The 18,809-nt window shown below is 44.3% G+C and carries 21 protein-coding genes; 4 read left to right on the forward strand and 17 right to left on the reverse strand.

Annotated features, from left to right (window positions below):
• Positions 1-211 precede the first annotated feature (211 nt).
• The 3 genes from MZ182_RS10700 (at position 212) to ilvN (ending at position 4,059) form a co-directional block, all read left to right on the forward strand.
• Positions 212-1,432 carry a multidrug effflux MFS transporter gene (locus MZ182_RS10700; protein WP_011919386.1) on the forward strand — a complete coding sequence of 407 codons (1,221 nt, stop codon included), beginning with the start codon at positions 212-214 and terminating at the stop codon, positions 1,430-1,432.
• 414 nt (positions 1,433-1,846) lie between these two features.
• Positions 1,847-3,565 carry an acetolactate synthase 3 large subunit gene (locus MZ182_RS10705; protein ID WP_011919388.1) on the forward strand — a complete coding sequence of 573 codons (1,719 nt, stop codon included), beginning with the start codon at positions 1,847-1,849 and terminating at the stop codon, positions 3,563-3,565.
• Positions 3,565-4,059: an acetolactate synthase small subunit gene (ilvN, locus tag MZ182_RS10710; protein WP_248066892.1), complete on the forward strand. Its 495-nt coding sequence runs from the start codon at positions 3,565-3,567 to the stop codon at positions 4,057-4,059. Before MZ182_RS10705 ends, ilvN begins: the two co-directional genes overlap by 1 nt.
• A gap of 70 nt (positions 4,060-4,129) precedes the next feature.
• Here the strand turns inward: ilvN and MZ182_RS10715 are convergent, their stop codons facing one another.
• From MZ182_RS10715 to trmJ, 14 genes are all read right to left on the reverse strand, one after another.
• On the reverse strand, positions 4,130-4,573 hold the full coding sequence (locus MZ182_RS10715; RefSeq protein ID WP_011789198.1) for an Hsp20 family protein: 444 nt from the start codon (positions 4,571-4,573) through the stop codon (positions 4,130-4,132).
• Positions 4,574-4,810: 237 nt separating this feature from the next.
• Positions 4,811-5,242: a nucleoside-diphosphate kinase gene (gene ndk / locus MZ182_RS10720; RefSeq protein ID WP_011789197.1), complete on the reverse strand. Its 432-nt coding sequence runs from the start codon at positions 5,240-5,242 to the stop codon at positions 4,811-4,813.
• 197 nt (positions 5,243-5,439) lie between these two features.
• Complete coding sequence (locus MZ182_RS10725; protein ID WP_014610490.1) at positions 5,440-5,607, reverse strand: hypothetical protein; 168 nt, start codon at positions 5,605-5,607, stop codon at positions 5,440-5,442.
• A 230-nt stretch (positions 5,608-5,837) separates the two neighbouring features.
• Positions 5,838-6,035, reverse strand: a complete 198-nt coding sequence (gene iscX / locus MZ182_RS10730) for a Fe-S cluster assembly protein IscX (RefSeq protein ID WP_011789196.1) — start codon at positions 6,033-6,035, stop codon at positions 5,838-5,840.
• 70 nt (positions 6,036-6,105) lie between these two features.
• Entirely contained in the window at positions 6,106-7,011 is a 906-nt protein-coding gene (rimK, locus tag MZ182_RS10735) for a 30S ribosomal protein S6--L-glutamate ligase (RefSeq protein WP_011789195.1), read from the reverse strand.
• A 158-nt stretch (positions 7,012-7,169) separates the two neighbouring features.
• Positions 7,170-7,508, reverse strand: coding sequence for an ISC system 2Fe-2S type ferredoxin (gene fdx / locus MZ182_RS10740; protein WP_011789194.1), 339 nt, complete (start codon positions 7,506-7,508; stop codon positions 7,170-7,172).
• Between the two features lie 8 nt (positions 7,509-7,516).
• Positions 7,517-9,379, reverse strand: a complete 1,863-nt coding sequence (gene hscA, locus MZ182_RS10745; RefSeq protein ID WP_248066887.1) for a Fe-S protein assembly chaperone HscA — start codon at positions 9,377-9,379, stop codon at positions 7,517-7,519.
• Positions 9,380-9,446: 67 nt separating this feature from the next.
• Positions 9,447-9,971 carry a co-chaperone HscB gene (gene hscB / locus MZ182_RS10750; protein ID WP_011789192.1) on the reverse strand — a complete coding sequence of 175 codons (525 nt, stop codon included), beginning with the start codon at positions 9,969-9,971 and terminating at the stop codon, positions 9,447-9,449.
• A gap of 16 nt (positions 9,972-9,987) precedes the next feature.
• Positions 9,988-10,311, reverse strand: a complete 324-nt coding sequence (gene iscA / locus MZ182_RS10755; RefSeq protein WP_248066884.1) for an iron-sulfur cluster assembly protein IscA — start codon at positions 10,309-10,311, stop codon at positions 9,988-9,990.
• A gap of 14 nt (positions 10,312-10,325) precedes the next feature.
• Positions 10,326-10,709, reverse strand: a complete 384-nt coding sequence (iscU, locus tag MZ182_RS10760; RefSeq protein ID WP_011789190.1) for a Fe-S cluster assembly scaffold IscU — start codon at positions 10,707-10,709, stop codon at positions 10,326-10,328.
• A gap of 38 nt (positions 10,710-10,747) precedes the next feature.
• Positions 10,748-11,962 (reverse strand): IscS subfamily cysteine desulfurase, encoded by a 1,215-nt coding sequence (locus MZ182_RS10765; RefSeq protein ID WP_011789189.1) that lies wholly within the window; start codon positions 11,960-11,962, stop codon positions 10,748-10,750.
• Between the two features lie 76 nt (positions 11,963-12,038).
• Positions 12,039-12,500, reverse strand: coding sequence for a Fe-S cluster assembly transcriptional regulator IscR (gene iscR, locus MZ182_RS10770; protein ID WP_011072275.1), 462 nt, complete (start codon positions 12,498-12,500; stop codon positions 12,039-12,041).
• A gap of 349 nt (positions 12,501-12,849) precedes the next feature.
• Positions 12,850-13,671 (reverse strand): serine O-acetyltransferase, encoded by an 822-nt coding sequence (gene cysE / locus MZ182_RS10775; RefSeq protein ID WP_011789188.1) that lies wholly within the window; start codon positions 13,669-13,671, stop codon positions 12,850-12,852.
• 41 nt (positions 13,672-13,712) lie between these two features.
• Positions 13,713-14,438: a tRNA (cytosine(32)/uridine(32)-2'-O)-methyltransferase TrmJ gene (gene trmJ / locus MZ182_RS10780; RefSeq protein ID WP_248066883.1), complete on the reverse strand. Its 726-nt coding sequence runs from the start codon at positions 14,436-14,438 to the stop codon at positions 13,713-13,715.
• A 153-nt stretch (positions 14,439-14,591) separates the two neighbouring features.
• On the opposite strand from trmJ, the gene suhB reads away from it, so the two are divergent.
• Entirely contained in the window at positions 14,592-15,395 is an 804-nt protein-coding gene (gene suhB, locus MZ182_RS10785) for an inositol-1-monophosphatase (RefSeq protein WP_011789186.1), read from the forward strand.
• Between the two features lie 103 nt (positions 15,396-15,498).
• On the opposite strand, the gene lolE is transcribed toward suhB, so the two are convergent.
• The 3 genes from lolE to MZ182_RS10800 form a co-directional block, all read right to left on the reverse strand.
• Complete coding sequence (gene lolE, locus MZ182_RS10790; protein WP_248066880.1) at positions 15,499-16,749, reverse strand: lipoprotein-releasing ABC transporter permease subunit LolE; 1,251 nt, start codon at positions 16,747-16,749, stop codon at positions 15,499-15,501.
• A complete protein-coding gene (lolD, locus tag MZ182_RS10795; RefSeq protein ID WP_248066877.1) occupies positions 16,746-17,441 on the reverse strand; it encodes a lipoprotein-releasing ABC transporter ATP-binding protein LolD in 696 nt (231 codons plus the stop codon). Before lolD ends, lolE begins: the two co-directional genes overlap by 4 nt.
• An 81-nt stretch (positions 17,442-17,522) precedes the next feature.
• On the reverse strand, positions 17,523-18,755 hold the full coding sequence (locus tag MZ182_RS10800; RefSeq protein ID WP_248066872.1) for a lipoprotein-releasing ABC transporter permease subunit: 1,233 nt from the start codon (positions 18,753-18,755) through the stop codon (positions 17,523-17,525).
• Positions 18,756-18,809 lie beyond the last annotated feature (54 nt).

Here is an 18,809-nt window from a genome sequence, read left to right on the forward strand (position 1 = left end):
TACTATGTTATTGCTTAGCTTCTTCGAGCCTTGTGTGCCAGTGAACGAGACAAGCCATTCGCGTTAATCCCCATATACATAACAATCAATATTGTATTGAGCTAAATATTGATGATAGATATGGTTGACCAAGGAATAGGCTTCTTACCATTTAACAGCAAGTGTTAATCACAGAAGTGAGTTTTTATTTCTTTCGCCACCCGAGGTTACAGTGGATCCACAATTACAACCTAGTAGCACAGCCACTAATATCAGACGCATACCCAATTTAGGCCTGCTTATTCCCATGCTAGCTGCCATAGTGGCAATTACCCCTCTGGCTATCGACATGTATTTACCCGCAATGTCGACCTTGGCACTGAGTTTCCATACCGACATCACTACAGTGCAACAATCACTGAGCATCTATTTAGCAGGTTATGCACTCGGCATGTTGTGTTTTGGCCCATTAGCCGATCGCATCGGTCGAAGACCTATGGTGATTATGGGGCTGAGTGGATTTATGCTGACAAGTTTTCTGATTGGTTTTGCAGCACAAGTCGAAATCTTTTTAGGGCTGCGTTTCTTGCAAGCTTTTATTGGTGCTGCGGCAACAGTCGTTGTTCCTGGGTACATTAAAGAAGTGTATGGGGACAATACGGCAAAAGGCATGTCCTATGTCAGCTTAATTATGATGCTAGCCCCCTTATTAGCCCCCAGTATCGGTAGCTTAATTTTAGAGTTAGGCGAATGGCATTTAATTTTCTTCATTCAATCTGCCTATGCAGCGCTGTTGCTGTTGATGGTGATAATACTGCTGAAAATGCCAAGCGATAAAGATCAAGATACCCGTAGTCAAAAATCCTTCTTAGGTGCATATGCCACTGTATTTTCCCGTGCTGGCGTTAAACTGAATATTGCCAGTGGTGTATTAACCTCCTTTGCCTTCTTCTGTTACCTCACAGCATCTCCCTTTATTTATATGGAAGTATTTGATTTAGATAAATCTTTTTTTGCTATTTTATTTAGTATTAATGTTGGCGCTTTGATGCTGGCCAATATCCTTAATACCCGAGTAATAGGTCGTTATGGCTCCTTAAGAATGTTACACGTTTCAACTTTCTTTGGTGCCTTGGCCGGTGTCGGACTATTAGCAGTAAACTTACTAGAACTTAGTTACCACTTTACTGTGATGATGCTCATTCCTCTCATGGGGTGCTTAGGGATAATGTCGGTGAATGCCGATGCCATAGTGCTCATGAAATTTAAACAAGAGACCGGAACTGCTACTGCAGTTATTGGTACCTTAAGGTTTGGTTGTGGTGCCCTTGCAGGCCCTCTGCTTGCTGTATTTTATAATGGTACTGCCGTCCCCTTCTCGGCATTAATGTTAGCAGCAGTGGTACTCGTGGGGATTTGTCAGTGGAATAGACCTAAGCATAAAGCAGGCTAGCAATCAAAACGTAATATCAGCTTTCATTAATATTGCTTATCTTTGATGAAAAACGATGTCCTGACATCGTTTTTTTATTTTATATCGTTTACTTCATTGATATTTAGTGTTTTTATAAAAATATCATCACAAAAACCTAGCCTCACAGACTTATTTACTGCGCTTAGAAAGTTGAAAATGTTTCAAGTTGGTTATTTTTTAGATAAAACGCTTGAAATGTCATTTTTTTTGAATATGATGAAATTCTGTTCATTGCAACAGTTGCTGCATCCAAGAGGATGAGTCACTTGCCCTACTAGAGCAAGTTCAGCAGTTTGGAGTCTGAATTACCCTTCAGGCTTAACTTTAGAGCGATTACCGTCGCTGTAACAAAATACTGTTTACCGTAACGGTACTATGCAATAGGAGTTCCACATGGAGATGTTATCCGGCGCCAGCATGATAGTGCGATCCTTAATAGACGAAGGTGTAAAGCACGTATTTGGTTATCCTGGCGGTTCAGTTTTAGATATCTACGATGCCCTACACGTTATCCCCGGTATAGAACACATTCTGGTTCGTCACGAACAAGCCGCCGTGCATATGGCCGATGGTTATGCACGTGCAACGGGTAAAGTGGGCGTGGTACTTGTCACCTCAGGTCCTGGCGCCACGAATGCAATTACTGGTATTGCTACTGCCTATATGGATTCAATTCCGCTGGTGGTATTGTCCGGCCAAGTACCGAGTAACCTGATTGGCAATGATGCCTTCCAAGAATGCGATATGATCGGTATTTCGCGCCCGGTAGTAAAACACAGCTTTTTAGTCCAAGATCCAAAACAAATCCCTGAAATTATTAAGAAAGCGTTTTATATTGCTTCAACAGGACGCCCTGGTCCTGTCGTTGTCGATTTACCAAAAGATTGTTTAAACCCTGCGTTGCTGCACGAATACCTCTATCCCGAAAGCGTAAAAATGCGATCCTATAATCCAACGACTTCAGGGCATAAAGGTCAAATACGCCGAGGCCTACAAGCGCTACTGACGGCTAAAAAGCCAGTGCTATATGTGGGTGGTGGTGCCATTATCTCTGGTTGCGACAAGCAAATTTTGCAACTTGCTGAAAAACTGAATATCCCAGTGATTAGTACACTTATGGGACTTGGCGCCTTTCCTAGCACCCATAAAAATAGCTTAGGTATGCTAGGTATGCATGGCCGTTACGAAGCTAATATGACCATGCATCATTGCGACTTAATCTTCGGCATAGGTGTCCGTTTCGACGATAGAACCACTAACAATGTTGAAAAATATTGCCCAAATGCGACCATTCTGCATATAGATATCGACCCTTCATCCATATCCAAAACCGTGCGCGTGGATATTCCCATTGTAGGCTCTGCCGATAGCGTGCTTGACAGTATGTTAACGCTGTTAGACGAATCGAATGAACGCAATGATAACGATGCTATCGCAACATGGTGGAATGATATCGAGCAATGGCGTAGCCGTAATAGTCTCGCCTATGACAAAAATACTGATCGTATTAAGCCGCAGCAAGTCATTGAAACTTTATATAAATTGACCCATGGGGATGCTTATGTCGCCTCTGATGTGGGTCAGCATCAAATGTTTGCAGCACTATACTACCCCTTCGATAAACCCCGCCGCTGGATCAACTCTGGTGGCTTGGGCACTATGGGATTTGGTTTGCCGGCTGCTATGGGTGTTAAGTTAGCTATGCCAGATGAAACCGTAGTCTGTGTCACGGGTGATGGCTCTATCCAGATGAATATTCAAGAGCTATCAACCGCATTGCAATACGATACTCCTGTCAAAATTATCAATTTAAACAATCGCTTTCTTGGGATGGTTAAACAATGGCAGGACATGATTTACTCTGGTCGTCATTCTCATTCTTATATGGATTCAGTGCCTAATTTTGCCAAAATTGCCGAGGCTTATGGACATGTGGGTATGACTATCAGCGATCCTGCCGAGCTTGAATCAAAAATGGCAGAGGCCTTAGCGATGAAAGACAGATTAGTCTTTATTGATATCATGGTGGATGAAACTGAGCATGTTTACCCTATGCTTATCCGCGGCGGGGCAATGAATGAGATGTGGCTAAGCAAAACGGAGAAATGCTAATGCGTCGAATTATATCTGTTTTATTAGAAAACCAATCCGGTGCCCTGTCTCGAGTAGTGGGCTTATTTTCACAACGCGGCTATAACATTGAAAGTTTAACAGTGGCACCCACCGATGATATTACACTATCGCGTTTAACTGTCACCGTCGTTGCCGATGAAAAGATCCTTGAGCAAATCGAAAAACAACTGCATAAGTTGATTGATGTACTTAAAGTATCGAATATCACAGAGTCAGCTTATATTGAGCGTGAACTTGCCTTAGTGAAAGTGCGAGCTCAGGGTGAGTTCAGGGAAGAAATCAAGCGGACTGCCGATATTTTTCGTGGCCAGATTGTCGATGTCACCGCGAACCTTTATACCATCCAGCTAGTGGGTACGACTGACAAACTCGATGCTTTTATCCATGCGATGGGCGAAGTTACAAAAGTGGTTGAAGTCTCGCGCTCAGGCGTTGTCGGCCTTTCCCGTGGTGAAAAAGCCATGAAAGTCTAAGGCTCAGAAAATATAAAACAAAGGGGAGCATTTGCTCCCCTTCTCTTTTAGGCTAGCATCGCAAAGACCATTATTGCTGGTTATCTAATAAACGCGATGATGTGATTTCAATTTTGCGTGGTTTTAATGCTTCAGGGATTTCACGCACTAAGTCGATATTCAATAACCCATTTTCTAAACTGGCACCCAGTACAGTGACATAATCGGCCAATTGGAAAGTACGCTCAAATCCGCGTTCAGCAATACCTTGGTACAGATATTTACGCTCGGTTTGGCTTTCGGCCTTATTGCCTTTTACCAGTAACTTTTCACCTTCGCTACTGATCTCAAGCTCTTCCATTGAGAATCCCGCGACAGCCATAGTGATGCGGTAACGGTTTTCACCTAATAATTCAATGTTATATGGAGGATAACCTGAGTTACCATTATTAGCTGCGGCATGTTCGGCCAGTTGTGCTAAACGATCAAAACCAATGGCACTACGGTAAAGTGGAGTTAAATCATAAGTACGCATATTCATATCCTTGTCTTAAGCAATATGGGAAATTAGCGGACAACCTTCACAAACAAACGTGATATGTCTCGCCGAACTTAACTTCTGTCCTTGCGGCACAGAAACAATCACGGATCCTCATCGAGCGATCCTGCAATAGATATAAGGATAGGAAAGCCGATTTCAAGGGAAAAATTTAAAAAAATTTTTCAATAAAAAAGGAGCCATCAGGCTCCCTTCTTCGGTCTTGCACTCAGATTAACGAGTACGTGGACACAGTTCTTCAGCACTGAAAAAGTAAGCAATTTCACGAGCAGCAGATTCAACAGCGTCTGAACCGTGTGCAGCGTTTTCGTCGATGCTTTCAGCAAAATCAGCACGGATAGTACCAGGAGCAGCTTGAGCTGGGTTAGTTGCACCTAAAATTTCACGGTGAGCTAAAACAGCGTTTTCGCCTTCTAATACTTGGACCATAATTGGGCCAGATGTCATAAATGCAACCAGAGCACCAAAGAAACCGCGTTCGCTATGCTCTGCATAGAAACCTTCAGCTTGTTCTTTAGTCAGGTGTAACATTTTGGCTGCAACGATCTTAAGACCTGCAGTTTCAAAACGATTGTAGATAGCACCGATGTGGTTTTTTGCAACAGCATCTGGTTTGATAATAGAAAATGTGCGTTCGATCGCCATAATAACGAGCTTCCTTTGTCAGCAAGTTTGAAAAAATTCGCGCGGATTATACGAAATTTAAAAGCCAAATCCTATCTTTATAGCCAATTAGCCTGAGATATTGCGCACAGTAGCTTTATTCGTAAACAGTTTGACCATACAAAATGCCCCACTAGGATCAAAAATCCGAGTGGGGCCAATCAATTATGAATATGGAATTATTTTCGATTTTTAGCCCAAATCCCCGCCCATGCAATCAAAGCCACGAGGATAATTGCAGGGGCAAGATCTAATAGGTGATGGAATAGACCAACACCGCCATGCCCTGGATGAGCCCAAGCCATTGAAGGAACGAGTATAGATAACAAAACAAGCAAAAGTTTCATGTGAACATCCTTGCAGTTGCGATACCAAAGTTAAGCCAGCAAAATGTCTTAACCAATGTATAACAAGATACGGTATTCATCCAGAATGAACTTGATTGCGATCAAACTCCCACAAAATATTCTCTATGCCACCACTAAAACGTGAGACAAATCACCTTAGCCAATATTCATAAAGACAGTATGACTCACATTAATGGTGTTATCTGTGCTTTTAACTACCCAAAAATCAGTTATTTCTCTTCAATCCAACATTGCTGAATGGCTTCAAGAATACGTTCATTACAATGTTTAGGCTCATCATCAAAGTCATCTAAGGCTAAGATCCATTCATACAACTCAGTAAAATGTAATTTGTGAGGGTCAACATCTGAGTGTTTTTCGAGTAACTCTAATGCAATATCTAAGGAATCTGTCCATTTTAAGCTCATCTCTTTCTCCTTATTCATTTATAGGGAAGCGAAAAAACTGATAGCCTTAATGCGACGCAACCTACACTATTTAACCTTGCGCCTGAGTCACCTTTTTCACTTTAGTCACATTTTTTTCAACAAATTCAATAATCGCACCTGCCACATCTTTAGTGGTGGCACCTTCAATCCCTTCAAGCCCAGGGGAGGAATTCACTTCCATTATGACGGGGCCATGATTCGAGCGTAGCAAATCAACACCTGCCACATTCAGTCCCATAGTCTTAGCTGCACGAATAGCAACGGAGCGCTCTTCAGGCGTAAGTTTAACTAAACTTGCGGTACCACCACGGTGCAAGTTAGAGCGGAACTCACCTGGCATAGCTTGACGCTTCATGGCGGCAATCACTTTATCACCAAGCACAAAACAACGAATATCCGCGCCATTTGCTTCTTTAATATATTCTTGCACCATGATATTGGCTTTAAGGCCCATAAAGGCTTCGATGACACTCTCGGCAGCTTTACGGGTTTCTGCTAAGACCACGCCAATTCCTTGTGTGCCTTCAAGTAATTTGATAACAAGAGGCGCACCACCCACCATATCAATTAAGTCAGGAATATCACTGGGTTTATTAGCAAACCCTGTAATTGGTAACCCAATTCCACGACGTGACATCAACTGCATTGAACGTAATTTGTCACGTGAACGGGAGATGCCTACGGAATCATTCAAAGCATAGACCCCCATCATCTCAAACTGACGCAGCACCGCCGAACCATAAAAGGTGATCGATGCGCCAATACGGGGGATCACTGCATCAAACGTAGGAAGTTCTCTCCCACCAATATGAATACTCGATTGCCGCATGTTGATATTCATATAACATTCAAGGGGATTAATTACGTGTACTTCATGACCACGTAGTTGAGCCGCTTCAACGAGTCGCTTAGTTGAATATAGCTCAGGCCCTTGCGATAGGATCGCGATTCTCATTCTGGTCTCCGGCAACCATTTAATTTTGAGCGCATAATACGCCTGCTAAAGGATAAATCAATCATCGCTATTATTGCTTGAGCAAATGCTCAGCATCATAAGTCAAAAACCAGTCGCTTGGACTGGTTTTTGACTATTTAAGCGGCGCAGCTTGATGGCTAATTACCTTCACTCACCATATTGACCGTGTACTTAGGGATCTCAATCACCATATCACTATCGACCACTTTAGCCTGACAGGATAAGCGACTCTCAGGCTCAAGTCCCCAAGCTTTGTCTAACATATCATCTTCAAGTTCATCACTTGGCTCTAGTTCATCAAAGCCTTCACGCACAATACAGTGACATGTTGTGCAAGCACAGGACTTTTCGCAAGCATGCTCAATATTGATGCCGTTACGCAACGCAACATCAAGAATAGTTTCACCGACATTTGCCTCAAGCACAGCACCATCAGGGCACAGCTCTGCGTGGGGAAGAAAAACTAATTGTGGCATCACATCACCTATATGTTATCGATCGATTGGCCCTTAAATGCCACCCGAATAGAGTTGTCCATACGTCTAGCGGCAAAATCTTGGGTTTGCTCATCCAGTCGTTCAATCGCTTGTTTAATTGCCTCGGCATCATCGCCCGTGGCCAATTGCGCCACATTGGCCATAGTGGCATCGATCTGCCCACGCTCATCATCATTTAGCAAATCGCCATCTTTCGCTAACGCGGCATGTAAAGATTCGAGCACCCTTGCAGCTTCGACTTGCTGCTCGGCAAGCATACGGCGGCTTATATCATCTTTTGCGTACTTCATCGAATCTTTCAACATAGTCGCAATTTCAGTATCTGATAAACCAAAAGATGGTTTTACTTGAATGCTCGATTGCACCCCTGTGGATTTTTCCATCGCGGTCACGCTGAGTAAACCATCGGCATCCACTTGGAAGGTCACCCGAATGTGCGCAGCACCTGCGGCTAAAGGCGGAATACCTTTCAAGGTAAAACGCGCCAGTGAACGGCAATCAGCGACCAGCTCACGCTCCCCCTGCACCACATGGAATGCCATGGCCGTTTGACCATCTTTAAAGGTGGTAAATTCCTGCGCCCGTGCAACCGGAATCGTGGTATTACGCGAAACCACTTTTTCCACTAAGCCGCCCATGGTCTCTATGCCTAACGACAAAGGGATCACATCGAGCAATAACAAATCCGATTCGGGTTTGTTACCCACTAAAATGTCAGCTTGAATTGCAGCGCCAATGGCGACAACACGATCGGGATCGATAGATGTCAGCGGTGGTTTGCCGAAAAAAGCTTCGACCTGTTCACGCACTAATGGCACGCGCGTTGAACCGCCAACCATCACAGTTTCAAGCACTTCTTCTGCTGTGACGCCAGCATCACGTAGTGTACGGCGACAGCTGGCAATCGTCTTTTTCACTAATGCCGCAATCATGGCATCAAATTCAGCTTTAGTAACGATTTGCGTCAGTTCAGTCCCATCGGCAAGGATCACTTTCGCTTCAGTTTCTGCAGCATCCGTTAAGGCTTCTTTAACTCGACGCGATTCAATCAACAACTGACGGCTTAATTGTGAGTCGATGTCACCAAGCTGCCAAACTTGCTGCATATGTTCCTGCAGCAAATGATCGAAATCATCACCACCAAGAGCCGAATCTCCCCCTGTTGCCAATACTTCAAATACGCCACGATTTAAACGTAAAACTGAAATATCAAAGGTACCACCACCTAAATCGAAAATGGCAATCACACCCTCTTGCTTAGAGTCTAAACCATAGGCAATCGCGGCGGCAGTCGGCTCATTGAGCAAACGCAAGACTTTAACACCCAACAATGCCGCAGCATCTTTAGTGCCTTGACGTTGGGCATCATCGAAATAGGCGGGAACTGTGATTACCACACCTTGGAGTTCGCCGCCTAAGGTTTTCTCTGCTCGGGCAATAAGTGGTCGCAAAATCTCAGCAGAGACTTGCACTGGATTGACTAGGCCTTGGGGAGTGACAAATAAAGGTAACCCATTTTCACTTTCGGCAAACTCATAGGGAAAGGACTGTTCACCCGTTTGAATATCGGTCAGACTACGCCCCATAAAACGCTTTACCGATACTATCGTGTTCTTTGGATCTTGGGCTGAGCTTAATGCTGCAAGCGCACCAACTTCAACAGTGTCTTGGGTATAACGGACAATGGAGGGTAAAGAATGTCGTCCATCTTCGTCCGGCAAGGTTGCCGTTTCTCCACTTCGAACTGCTGCAACCAACGAATTGGTCGTACCTAAATCGATACCAACGGCAAGTCTATGTTGGTGTGGCGCGGCACTTTGACCGGGCTCAGCTATCTGCAAAAGGGCCATATATATCCAACTTAGTAACGCCAACCCCAAAAAAATGAAGTTGGCTGAATCACATAAACACGGAAAATTAATCTAACAGAGCATCTTCAATTCTTGTCAGCTCATCATGCAATTTTGCCATAAACTTGAGCTTGCGAACTTGATCTGCCGCTAACAAAGCATCTTCATCTTTGCTACTGTTAAGTTGTGCAGTCAACATATAAGTAAGTTTGGCACGATACTCGGCAAAGGATTGATATAACTCATCAATACTCTCTTGAGGATCAGTGCTGTGACGGATATCTTCTAAAGCCTCACGCCACTCCATTTGCTGCATCAAAAAAACAGTATCTTTGACTGTGGTGGTTTCATGGCTTAGATCAATACCGCGCAGTGACAACAGATGCTCAGCACGACGAATGGGGTCTTTTAAGGTTTGATAACCATCATTCACTTGTGCTGTACGCTGCACAGACAACAATTTCTGCTGCTCAGTATCATGGGCAAACTTATCGGGATGCACCGCCCGCTGCAATTCGCGATAGCGTTCTGCAAGCACAGCGGTGTCTATATCAAAGGCAGGAGAAAATTTAAACAGCTCGAAATAATTCATGCGTCAACTTTAGCGGTTAAACAGTGAAACTCTCACCACAACCACACTCACCTTTTGCGTTAGGATTGTTAAATTGGAAGCCTTCATTGAGCCCTTCTTTAACAAAATCCAGCTCGATCCCTTGAAGATAGATAAGACTTTTGGGATCTATAATGATTTTCACATCTTCGATATCAAACACTTCATCGTCATCATTCAAAGTATCAACAAACTCAAGCACATAAGCCATGCCAGAACAACCAGAAGTTCTTAAGCCAAGGCGAAGGCCAATACCTTTGCCTCTATTTGCTAAGAAAGATCTGACTCGCTCTGTTGCCGCTGGGGTCATTGTAATCGCCATCTTAACTCCAGAAGCTACTGAGCTTGCTTCGATTTATACTCATCAATAGCGGCTTTAATGGCATCTTCTGCCAAAATTGAGCAGTGAATTTTCACTGGAGGTAACGCAAGTTCCTCAGCGATATCAGTATTTTTAATCGCTGCGGCTTGTTCAATCGTTTTACCCTTGACCCACTCAGTTACCAGTGAACTAGAGGCAATGGCACTACCACAACCGTAGGTTTTGAACTTAGCGTCTTGAATGATGCCATCAGCACCAATTTTCAACTGAAGTTTCATCACGTCACCGCAAGCAGGCGCGCCTACCATACCGGTCACGACCGAAGGATCGTTTTTATCAAAGGAACCTACATTACGTGGGTTCTCATAATGATCTATCACTTTTTCACTGTAAGCCATGGTATTACTCCAAAATTATCTATTGTTAAGTGTCAGAACTAATGATGTGCCCACTGAACTTGGTTCAGGTCGATACCATCTTTAAACATTTCCCATAACGGGGACATTTCTCTTAATTTATCAATAGATTGTGTAATAGTTTCGATAGCATGATCGATTTCTTCTTCCGTTGTGAAACGGCCAATGGAGAAACGAATTGAGCTATGTGCCATTTCATCATTTAAACCCAGTGCACGTAATACGTAGCTCGGTTCAAGGCTGGCTGAAGTACAAGCCGAACCCGATGAAACAGCTAAATCTTTTAAGGCCATCATCAAAGACTCACCTTCAACATAGTTGAAGCTGACATTGAGGCTACCGCAAAAACGTTGAGTTAGATCACCGTTAATATACGTCTCTTCAATATGTTTGATGCCATTCCATAATTTATCGCGCAAACGACCAATACGTTCGTTATCTGTTGCCATTTCCGCTTTAGCGATCGCGGCAGCTTCACCTAAACCGACTATTTGGTGAGTCGGTAATGTACCACTGCGCATACCACGTTCGTGTCCACCACCATGCATTTGCGCTTCTAAGCGAATACGAGGTTTACGGCGAACATAAAGGGCACCAATGCCTTTAGGACCATACATTTTATGACCAGAGATTGAAATAAGATCGACCTTTGTGGCTTGCACATCAATTGGCAATTTGCCTGCACTTTGTGCCGCATCCATATGGAAAATGATGCCTTTTGAGCGGCATAACTCACCGATTGCATCGATATCGTGGATCACACCGATTTCATTGTTGACGTGCATGATGCTAACAAGAATAGTGTCGTCACGCATCGCAGCTTCTAAACGTTCCATCGGAATAATGCCGTTAGATGCGGGCTCTAAATAGGTGACTTCAAAGCCTTCACGTTCTAGTTGACGGCAGGTATCGAGTACAGCTTTGTGTTCAGTCTTGCTGGTAATGATATGCTTGCCTTTCTTGTTATAGAAATGAGCAACACCTTTGATGGCTAAGTTATTTGACTCAGTCGCGCCAGAGGTAAACACAATTTCACGGTGATCGGCATTGATCAAATCAGCCACTTGATTGCGAGCAATATCCACCGCTTCTTCAGCTTGCCAGCCGTAGCGATGTGAACGAGAGGCTGGGTTGCCAAAGATGCCATCCATCGTCATATATTGGAACATCTTTTCCGCGACTCTCGGATCGACAGGCGTGGTGGCGGCATAATCTAAATAGATAGGAAGCTTCATAACACACTCCGTACTTAGCAGTCTCTGCCGAGGCTACATACAACGTACAATATAATTTTTATGTATAACAAGGAGCCTATAAAATGACTCTTTGTTCCTTTTGCATAGTGTCTTGCTTAAGCGAGATAAATTGCACATCGCGCTTCTGCATCAAGCCGGCAAGACTGATACCATCTAAAAAATCTGAAATTTGTTTGCTTAGATCACCCCAAAGCGAGTGCGTTAAGCAGCGAGTTCCACTCTGACAATTGCCTAATCCTTGACAACGAGTCGCATCAACGGACTCATCTACGGCATGAACAACCATACCCACTGAAATATCGTTGGCTTCTAGGCCTAAACGGTAACCACCACCCGGACCACGAACACTGGCAACTAAGCCATGTTTTCTTAACTTAGCGAAGAGTTGTTCCAAATAAGAAAGCGAAATCCCTTGTCTTTCAGAGATATCCGCTAAGGGAACCGGCCCCGATGCTGAGTGGATGGCCACATCCAGCATAGCGGTTACTGCATAACGACCTTTAGATGTAAGTTTCATAGCTACCATAGCTCCCGAACAGGTATGGAGAGCATTTCAACATACCTGAGTAAATTAGTCAAGTATAAGTCCTACTAAAACACTCAGGTAATAGGTCATATTGTAAACCAATACCCTGTCATCTTGGTGGGGTATTTAACCTTTTTCTCTCTGAAGATTCAATGCCAAAACCGCAATAAATAAGCCTTAAGAGACCTAGATCGCGATCTAAAGCACTATCATTAGCGATAAACCTGATTGCTTATTCCAAAACACCACAAAGAGAGTGAAATATAAACCTATTCCCTAATCTGTGGATTTATTAACAGCACTGGCACTTCTTCTGGGCAAACACGATCTGTAGCGAAGCTTAAATGCTAGGATCAAACTCTTCTAATGAACTTTGACGTTTATCCGCTGCCGCTTTTTCTGCCTCATTAAACTCACCCATATCAAGCTCTGGCAGTTTTTCAGTGCAGACATCCCCACCTAAACGTTGTATTGCCTGACACAATTCTTGCACTTTTGAATCCATTAAATGCATATGATCTAGCATTTGACCTATGGCATTAGCGACAGGATCAGGATTATCAGGTGAAACTGCATAGGCATCAAAACCGTATTTCTTTGCCATAGCACTACGGCGTTCAGATTTTTCCTTCGATTGAGGTGAAGGGGTTGCGACAACGCGCCCAGGAATACCGACTACTGTGGTATCCTTAGGTACATCTTTAACAACAACTGAATTAGAGCCTACGCGTGCGCCATCATGCATAGTAATAGGACCAAGGATCTTAGCCCCTGCACCGACCACTACGTTATTGGCTAAGGTTGGATGACGTTTCCCTGCCTGCCAAGTCGTTCCCCCTAAGGTTACCCCATGGTATAAAGTACAATCATCACCAATCTCTGCGGTTTCACCGATCACTACCCCCATACCATGATCGATAAAAAACCGATGGCCTATGGTTGCGCCGGGATGAATTTCAACCCCCGTCAGCCAACGGGAAAACGTCGATAAACAACGTGCTGTCAAGCGCCAATCTGCCTTCCATAATTTATGGCTTATCCTGTGCAACCAAATAGCATGCATTCCTGGATAGTTAACCAAGATCTCAAAGGCACTGCGCGCCGCTGGATCACGGTGATAAATAGATTCAATATCTTCTTTTAGCCTAGCTATCACGCCCATTGTTTATCCTTCGCGATTATTTTTGACTATTGTAGGGTTAACTATTTTTGTTTATTGCTAACCACTTTATCGATGGAAGTCAGGATCCCTCTAAGAATATTCATTTCCTGACTTTCAATCCGTGCACGACTGAACAAACGGCGCAATTTAGTCATCACTTGTCCAGGGTGGTTTTTAATAATAAAGCCCGTAGAAAATAACGTATTTTCAAGGTGTACAAAAAAACGCTCTTGATCGGCTGCCAATGGATATTCTGTCGGTTCTTGTTCAGATTCAATTCCAGCTAAGTGTGCAACGCGGGTTTCATAACAAATAATTTGTACCGCTTGAGCGAGGTTAAGTGAGCTGTACTCAGGATTTGCAGGGATCGCTACATGATAAGTACATTGTTGCAACTCTTCATTGCTGAGCCCATGATTTTCACGGCCAAAAACAATGGCAACAGGGCCAGTTACACTTTCAGTAACCAGTTTCTGCCCTGCTTCGCGTGGTTCAAGCATAGGCCAATCTAAGGTTCTGCTGCGCGCACTGGTGGCAATGACCAGACTACAATCGGCAATGGCTTCGGCGAGTGAGTCGACTTTAACGAGATGTTTCAAAATATCAGAAGCACCCGCGGCAAGCGCAATAGATTGACCATCGGGTTCTACACGAGGTTCGGCAAGATATAGCGTAGACAGACCCATTGTTTTCATCGCTCTGGCGGTGGAACCTATATTGCCGGGGTGCGATGTCCCCACTAAAACCACACGAATATTACTTAGCATGAAACAACTTAATTTAATTCATAAAACACTGGGGGCGAATATTATCACAGGCGCGGGCGAATGCTTATATGAAAATCGGTATTTGATATAACAATCAAATCGAGTATAATGCCGCCCGCTATTTTAACGTTCTTTAACATCCAGGGGATTGCAATGCATCCGATGCTGACGATTGCTGTACGCGCTGCCCGCGCGGCCGGCCAAACTATTATGCGCGCCTATACTGAACTTGACCGTGTTGAAGTCAGTGCTAAAGGTATCAATGATTTTGTTACCAGTGTAGACAAGGAAGCAGAAGCGGCTATTACGTATCAAATTCGTAAATCTTACCCAGATCATACGATTGTGGGTGAAGAGAACGGCGAAAACCGTGGTAGTAACAAAGACTATATTTGGATAGTTGATCCTCTGGATGGCACTAACAACTTTATTCGAGGCATTCCCCACTTCGCGGTTTCTATTGCACTGCAACATAAAGGTAAAACTGAAGTTGCCGTCGTTTATGATCCTGTTCGCGAAGAACTCTTTACCGCTATCCGTGGTAAAGGCGCCAAACTTAACGATTTCCGTATCCGTGTTACTAATGTGAATGAATTAGCGCCAACCATGATTGGCACTGGTTTTCCATTCAAATCTCGTCAACACACCGAAACTTATATGGCTATTTTCGGTGAGGTTTTCAGTCAATGTTCAGACTTACGTCGCGCAGGTTCCGCCGCATTAGATTTAGCCTATGTTGCCGCGGGGCGTTTGGACGGTTTCTTCGAAATCGGCTTAAAGCCTTGGGATATTGCTGCTGGCGATCTGATTTGCCGTGAAGCTGGCGGTACTGTGACTGATTTTACGGGAAACCATAACTATTTGGTTTCGGGTAATATCGTCGCTGGCTCACCTAAAGTGACGACAGAATTAGTGAAAATCATGCGTCCTTTATTGAATGAAGGCTTAAAGCGTTAATTTATTCACAATAATTCACCCAAGAACCCATATTAAAAAGCCCGTGATATTTAAAAATATCACGGGCTTTTGTTTAGTTTCTCATCAAGCCAATATCTGCCAACTACCTACCCGCTAATGCTTGCGCAGGTCCAATTTGACTGGCCTTCCATGCTGGATACAGCGTTGCAATCAGACTCATCACAAATGCCATAGCAATCACTAAGATGGCATCTGAGGTATGTAATTCTGAAGGCAAAAAGTCAACGAAATACACATCAGCCGATAAAAGCTCAATACCCAATAGCTGTTCAATAGCACTGGCTATCTCACTTAAATTAAGTGCAACACTAATACCAATAATTCCCCCTAAACCGCAGCCTAATAGCCCATTTAGAGCGCCCTGCACCATAAAAATGCCCATTATGCTTAAGCGGCTCAGCCCCATGGTCATTAAAATCGCAATTTCAGAGGCTTTATCCCGTACCGCCATCACAAGGGTGGAGACAATATTAAAACAGGCAACACCAATCACTAACACTAATACCAAGTACATCACGGTGCGAACCAGTTGAATATCTTGATATAAATGCCCTTGAGTTCGAGTCCAATCACTAATATAAACCGATTGTTTTTGCGCATAGCCAAGTTCACGGACTTTGGCTGGTGCATCAAATACTTGCTCGACACTGATCCGCACCCCTGTCACGCCATTCTGCATATTAAGGATCTGCGCAGCATAACGCATTGGAATATAAGCCGTCGTCAGTTCAAGCTCTCCCCCCAAGGCATAAACGCCCGAGACCACAAAACGATGACTCTTCGCTGCACGTAGACTGCCCGCATTTTCGGGGTCCATATCCTGCACATATAACGCTAGCGTATCGCCAATCTCAAGTCCTAACTTTTTCAGTAAACTTTTACCAAGGACAATATGATTCTCATCCTGTGCAAGGCTCTGCCAGCTTTCATCATTCATAAACTGGGCTAGTGTGGACACTTTAGTCTCTTCTTCAGGCGCAATTCCAACCACGGATAATCCTTGAAATCCGCCAGGCTTTTGCACTAATCCTTGTATCCGAATAAAGGGCGCCGCACCACGAATACCTTCAATTTGCAGGGCACCCTCTGCAACGCTCTGCCAATCGACAATAGGCTCGTTAACCCCAACAATATCGGCTTGAGGGATAACGCCAAGGAGTCGTTGCTCAAGCTCACGCTCAAAACCATTCATGGCCGACAACACCACGATCAATACCGCAACGCCCAAGGCAATGCCGGCAGTGGATGCAAAAGAGATAAAGCTAATAAAACTGTTTGATTGGCGAGCGCGGTAAAAACGCCAGCCGATAGATAACGCTAACGGTCCTTTCATACTTGGGTTTCCGCCGCGACTTGCAAGTAACCGTTTTTCATCATCAATTGCCTATCCATACGCGCGGCTAATTTATGATCATGGGTCACCACCACAAAGGCTGTACCAAGTTGATTCGCTAACTCGCGAATAAGCTCATATACTGCATCACCACTATTTGCATCAAGATTACCCGTTGGTTCATCGGCAAGCACCAATTTAGGTTGATTGATTAACGCCCGCGCAATGGCTACTCGTTGACGTTCGCCGCCCGATAATTCGGCGGGAATATGCGTTATGCGGTGACCCAGCCCCACCCGCTCAAGTAGCAGTTTTGCATCGGCAATCGCTTGCTTACGAGCTTTCCCTTGAATAAATGCGGGCATTGCCACATTTTCTAGCGCGGTAAATTCAGGCAATAAATGGTGAAATTGATAAATAAAGCCTAAATCTTGATTGCGGATCTGCGCTTGGCGAGCACTGGATACTTGATATAAATCTTCGCCTAACAGCAAAACTTTACCCGCCGTTGGCTCATCCAAAGTGCCCATAATATGCAATAAGGTACTCTTACCCGAACCAGAGCTACCGACAATGGCTAACTGTTCGCCTTTAAAGACCTGCAGATCCACATTGGACAATACTTGCGTAGTCACCGCGCCATCATGGTAACTCTTACTGACATTCTGCACTTGCAGTAACACGTCTTGCATTGAGGTTCTCTCTATAAAATACTTGTTATAGGTTTGGCCATTTACCTAAGCCAACACTTGATTATTCGTATCAACTTCCGATTATTCATATCTTAGTGCAGTAGCAGGTTGCACTCTGGCTGCACGCAATGCGGGATATAAGGTCGCGAGTAACGTCACGAGTAAAGTGCCCACCACGATAACGGACAGTTGCGTCAACTCAAGTTTGACGGGTAGCACTTGACCAGCACCTAAAATAGAAATGCCAAGGGTAGACATAATCCCATTCAAATTAAGCGTGAGGAGAATGCCAACCCCTAACCCCAGCACTAAACCTAATATGGCATTGAGGGAGCCTTGCACAATAAATATGCCCATCACAGCGGGGGTAGTTAGGCCTTGGGTTTTCAGCACTGCCACATCTGTCGTTTTATCCACCACCATCATCACTAATGCCGAAACAATGTTAAAGGCTGCCACGGCAACAATCAGACTGAGCATCAGTGACATCATGTTTTTTTCCATTTTCACTGCGCCAAATAAGTGCCCGTAGGTATCGCGCCAATCGCTGGTTGTTGCCTCGATATGTTGCTTAAGTAAGATATCTTGCACCTTAGGTGATAACGCCGGTGCGCTAAAGGGATCATCAAGATAAAGCCGAAGTTGATCGATTGCTTCGCTGGGCTGACGCATTAATCGCTTAGCATCTTGATAGTGAATATAAGCCACGCCAGCATCGACTTGAGAGCCCATTTCAAATATGCCTGAAACCAAAAATTTACGTTGGCTAGGTACTGGCCCAAAGGGCGAATACACCACCCCATCACCACTTAATAATCGAACCGTATCACCTGGATTCACTTTAAGTTGGCGCGCCAACTCGGAGCCCAAAATGATCTTATATTGACCCGCGACAAGTTCATCAAATGCACCTGAATAGGTGTGCTGTGCAATAACCGAAAGCTTTGCGGCAAGCTCGGGAAATACCCCGAACACTTGCACCGCGCGAATATTAGCCGCCGATTGCACCATAGCTTGGGTTGAAACACTGGGTGTGACGCCTTGCACACCAGGCAAAGCCTTAAGAGCATTAGCCTGTTCAGTCCAATCGTTTAAGGGCGCACTGGTATAAACCGTGAGCTGCGGCACTGCGCCAAGGATGCGTTGTTTAAGTTGACCTTCGAGACCATTCATCACAGAACTGACCACAATTAAGGCGGCAACGCCTAAAAAAATGCCCGACACTGCAAATAAAGTAATAAACGAGGCAAACGCGTTTGCTTTTCTGGCCCGCCAGTAGCGGTAACCAACGTAGAAAGGAATTCCTAAATTCATTGAAAGGGGGCTGCGTCCTGTGTGCTGAACTTGCTAAATCATGAAGATGGGCAC

The organism is Shewanella sp. JNE2 (assembly GCF_023159115.1).
GTDB lineage: Bacteria > Pseudomonadota > Gammaproteobacteria > Enterobacterales > Shewanellaceae > Shewanella > Shewanella putrefaciens.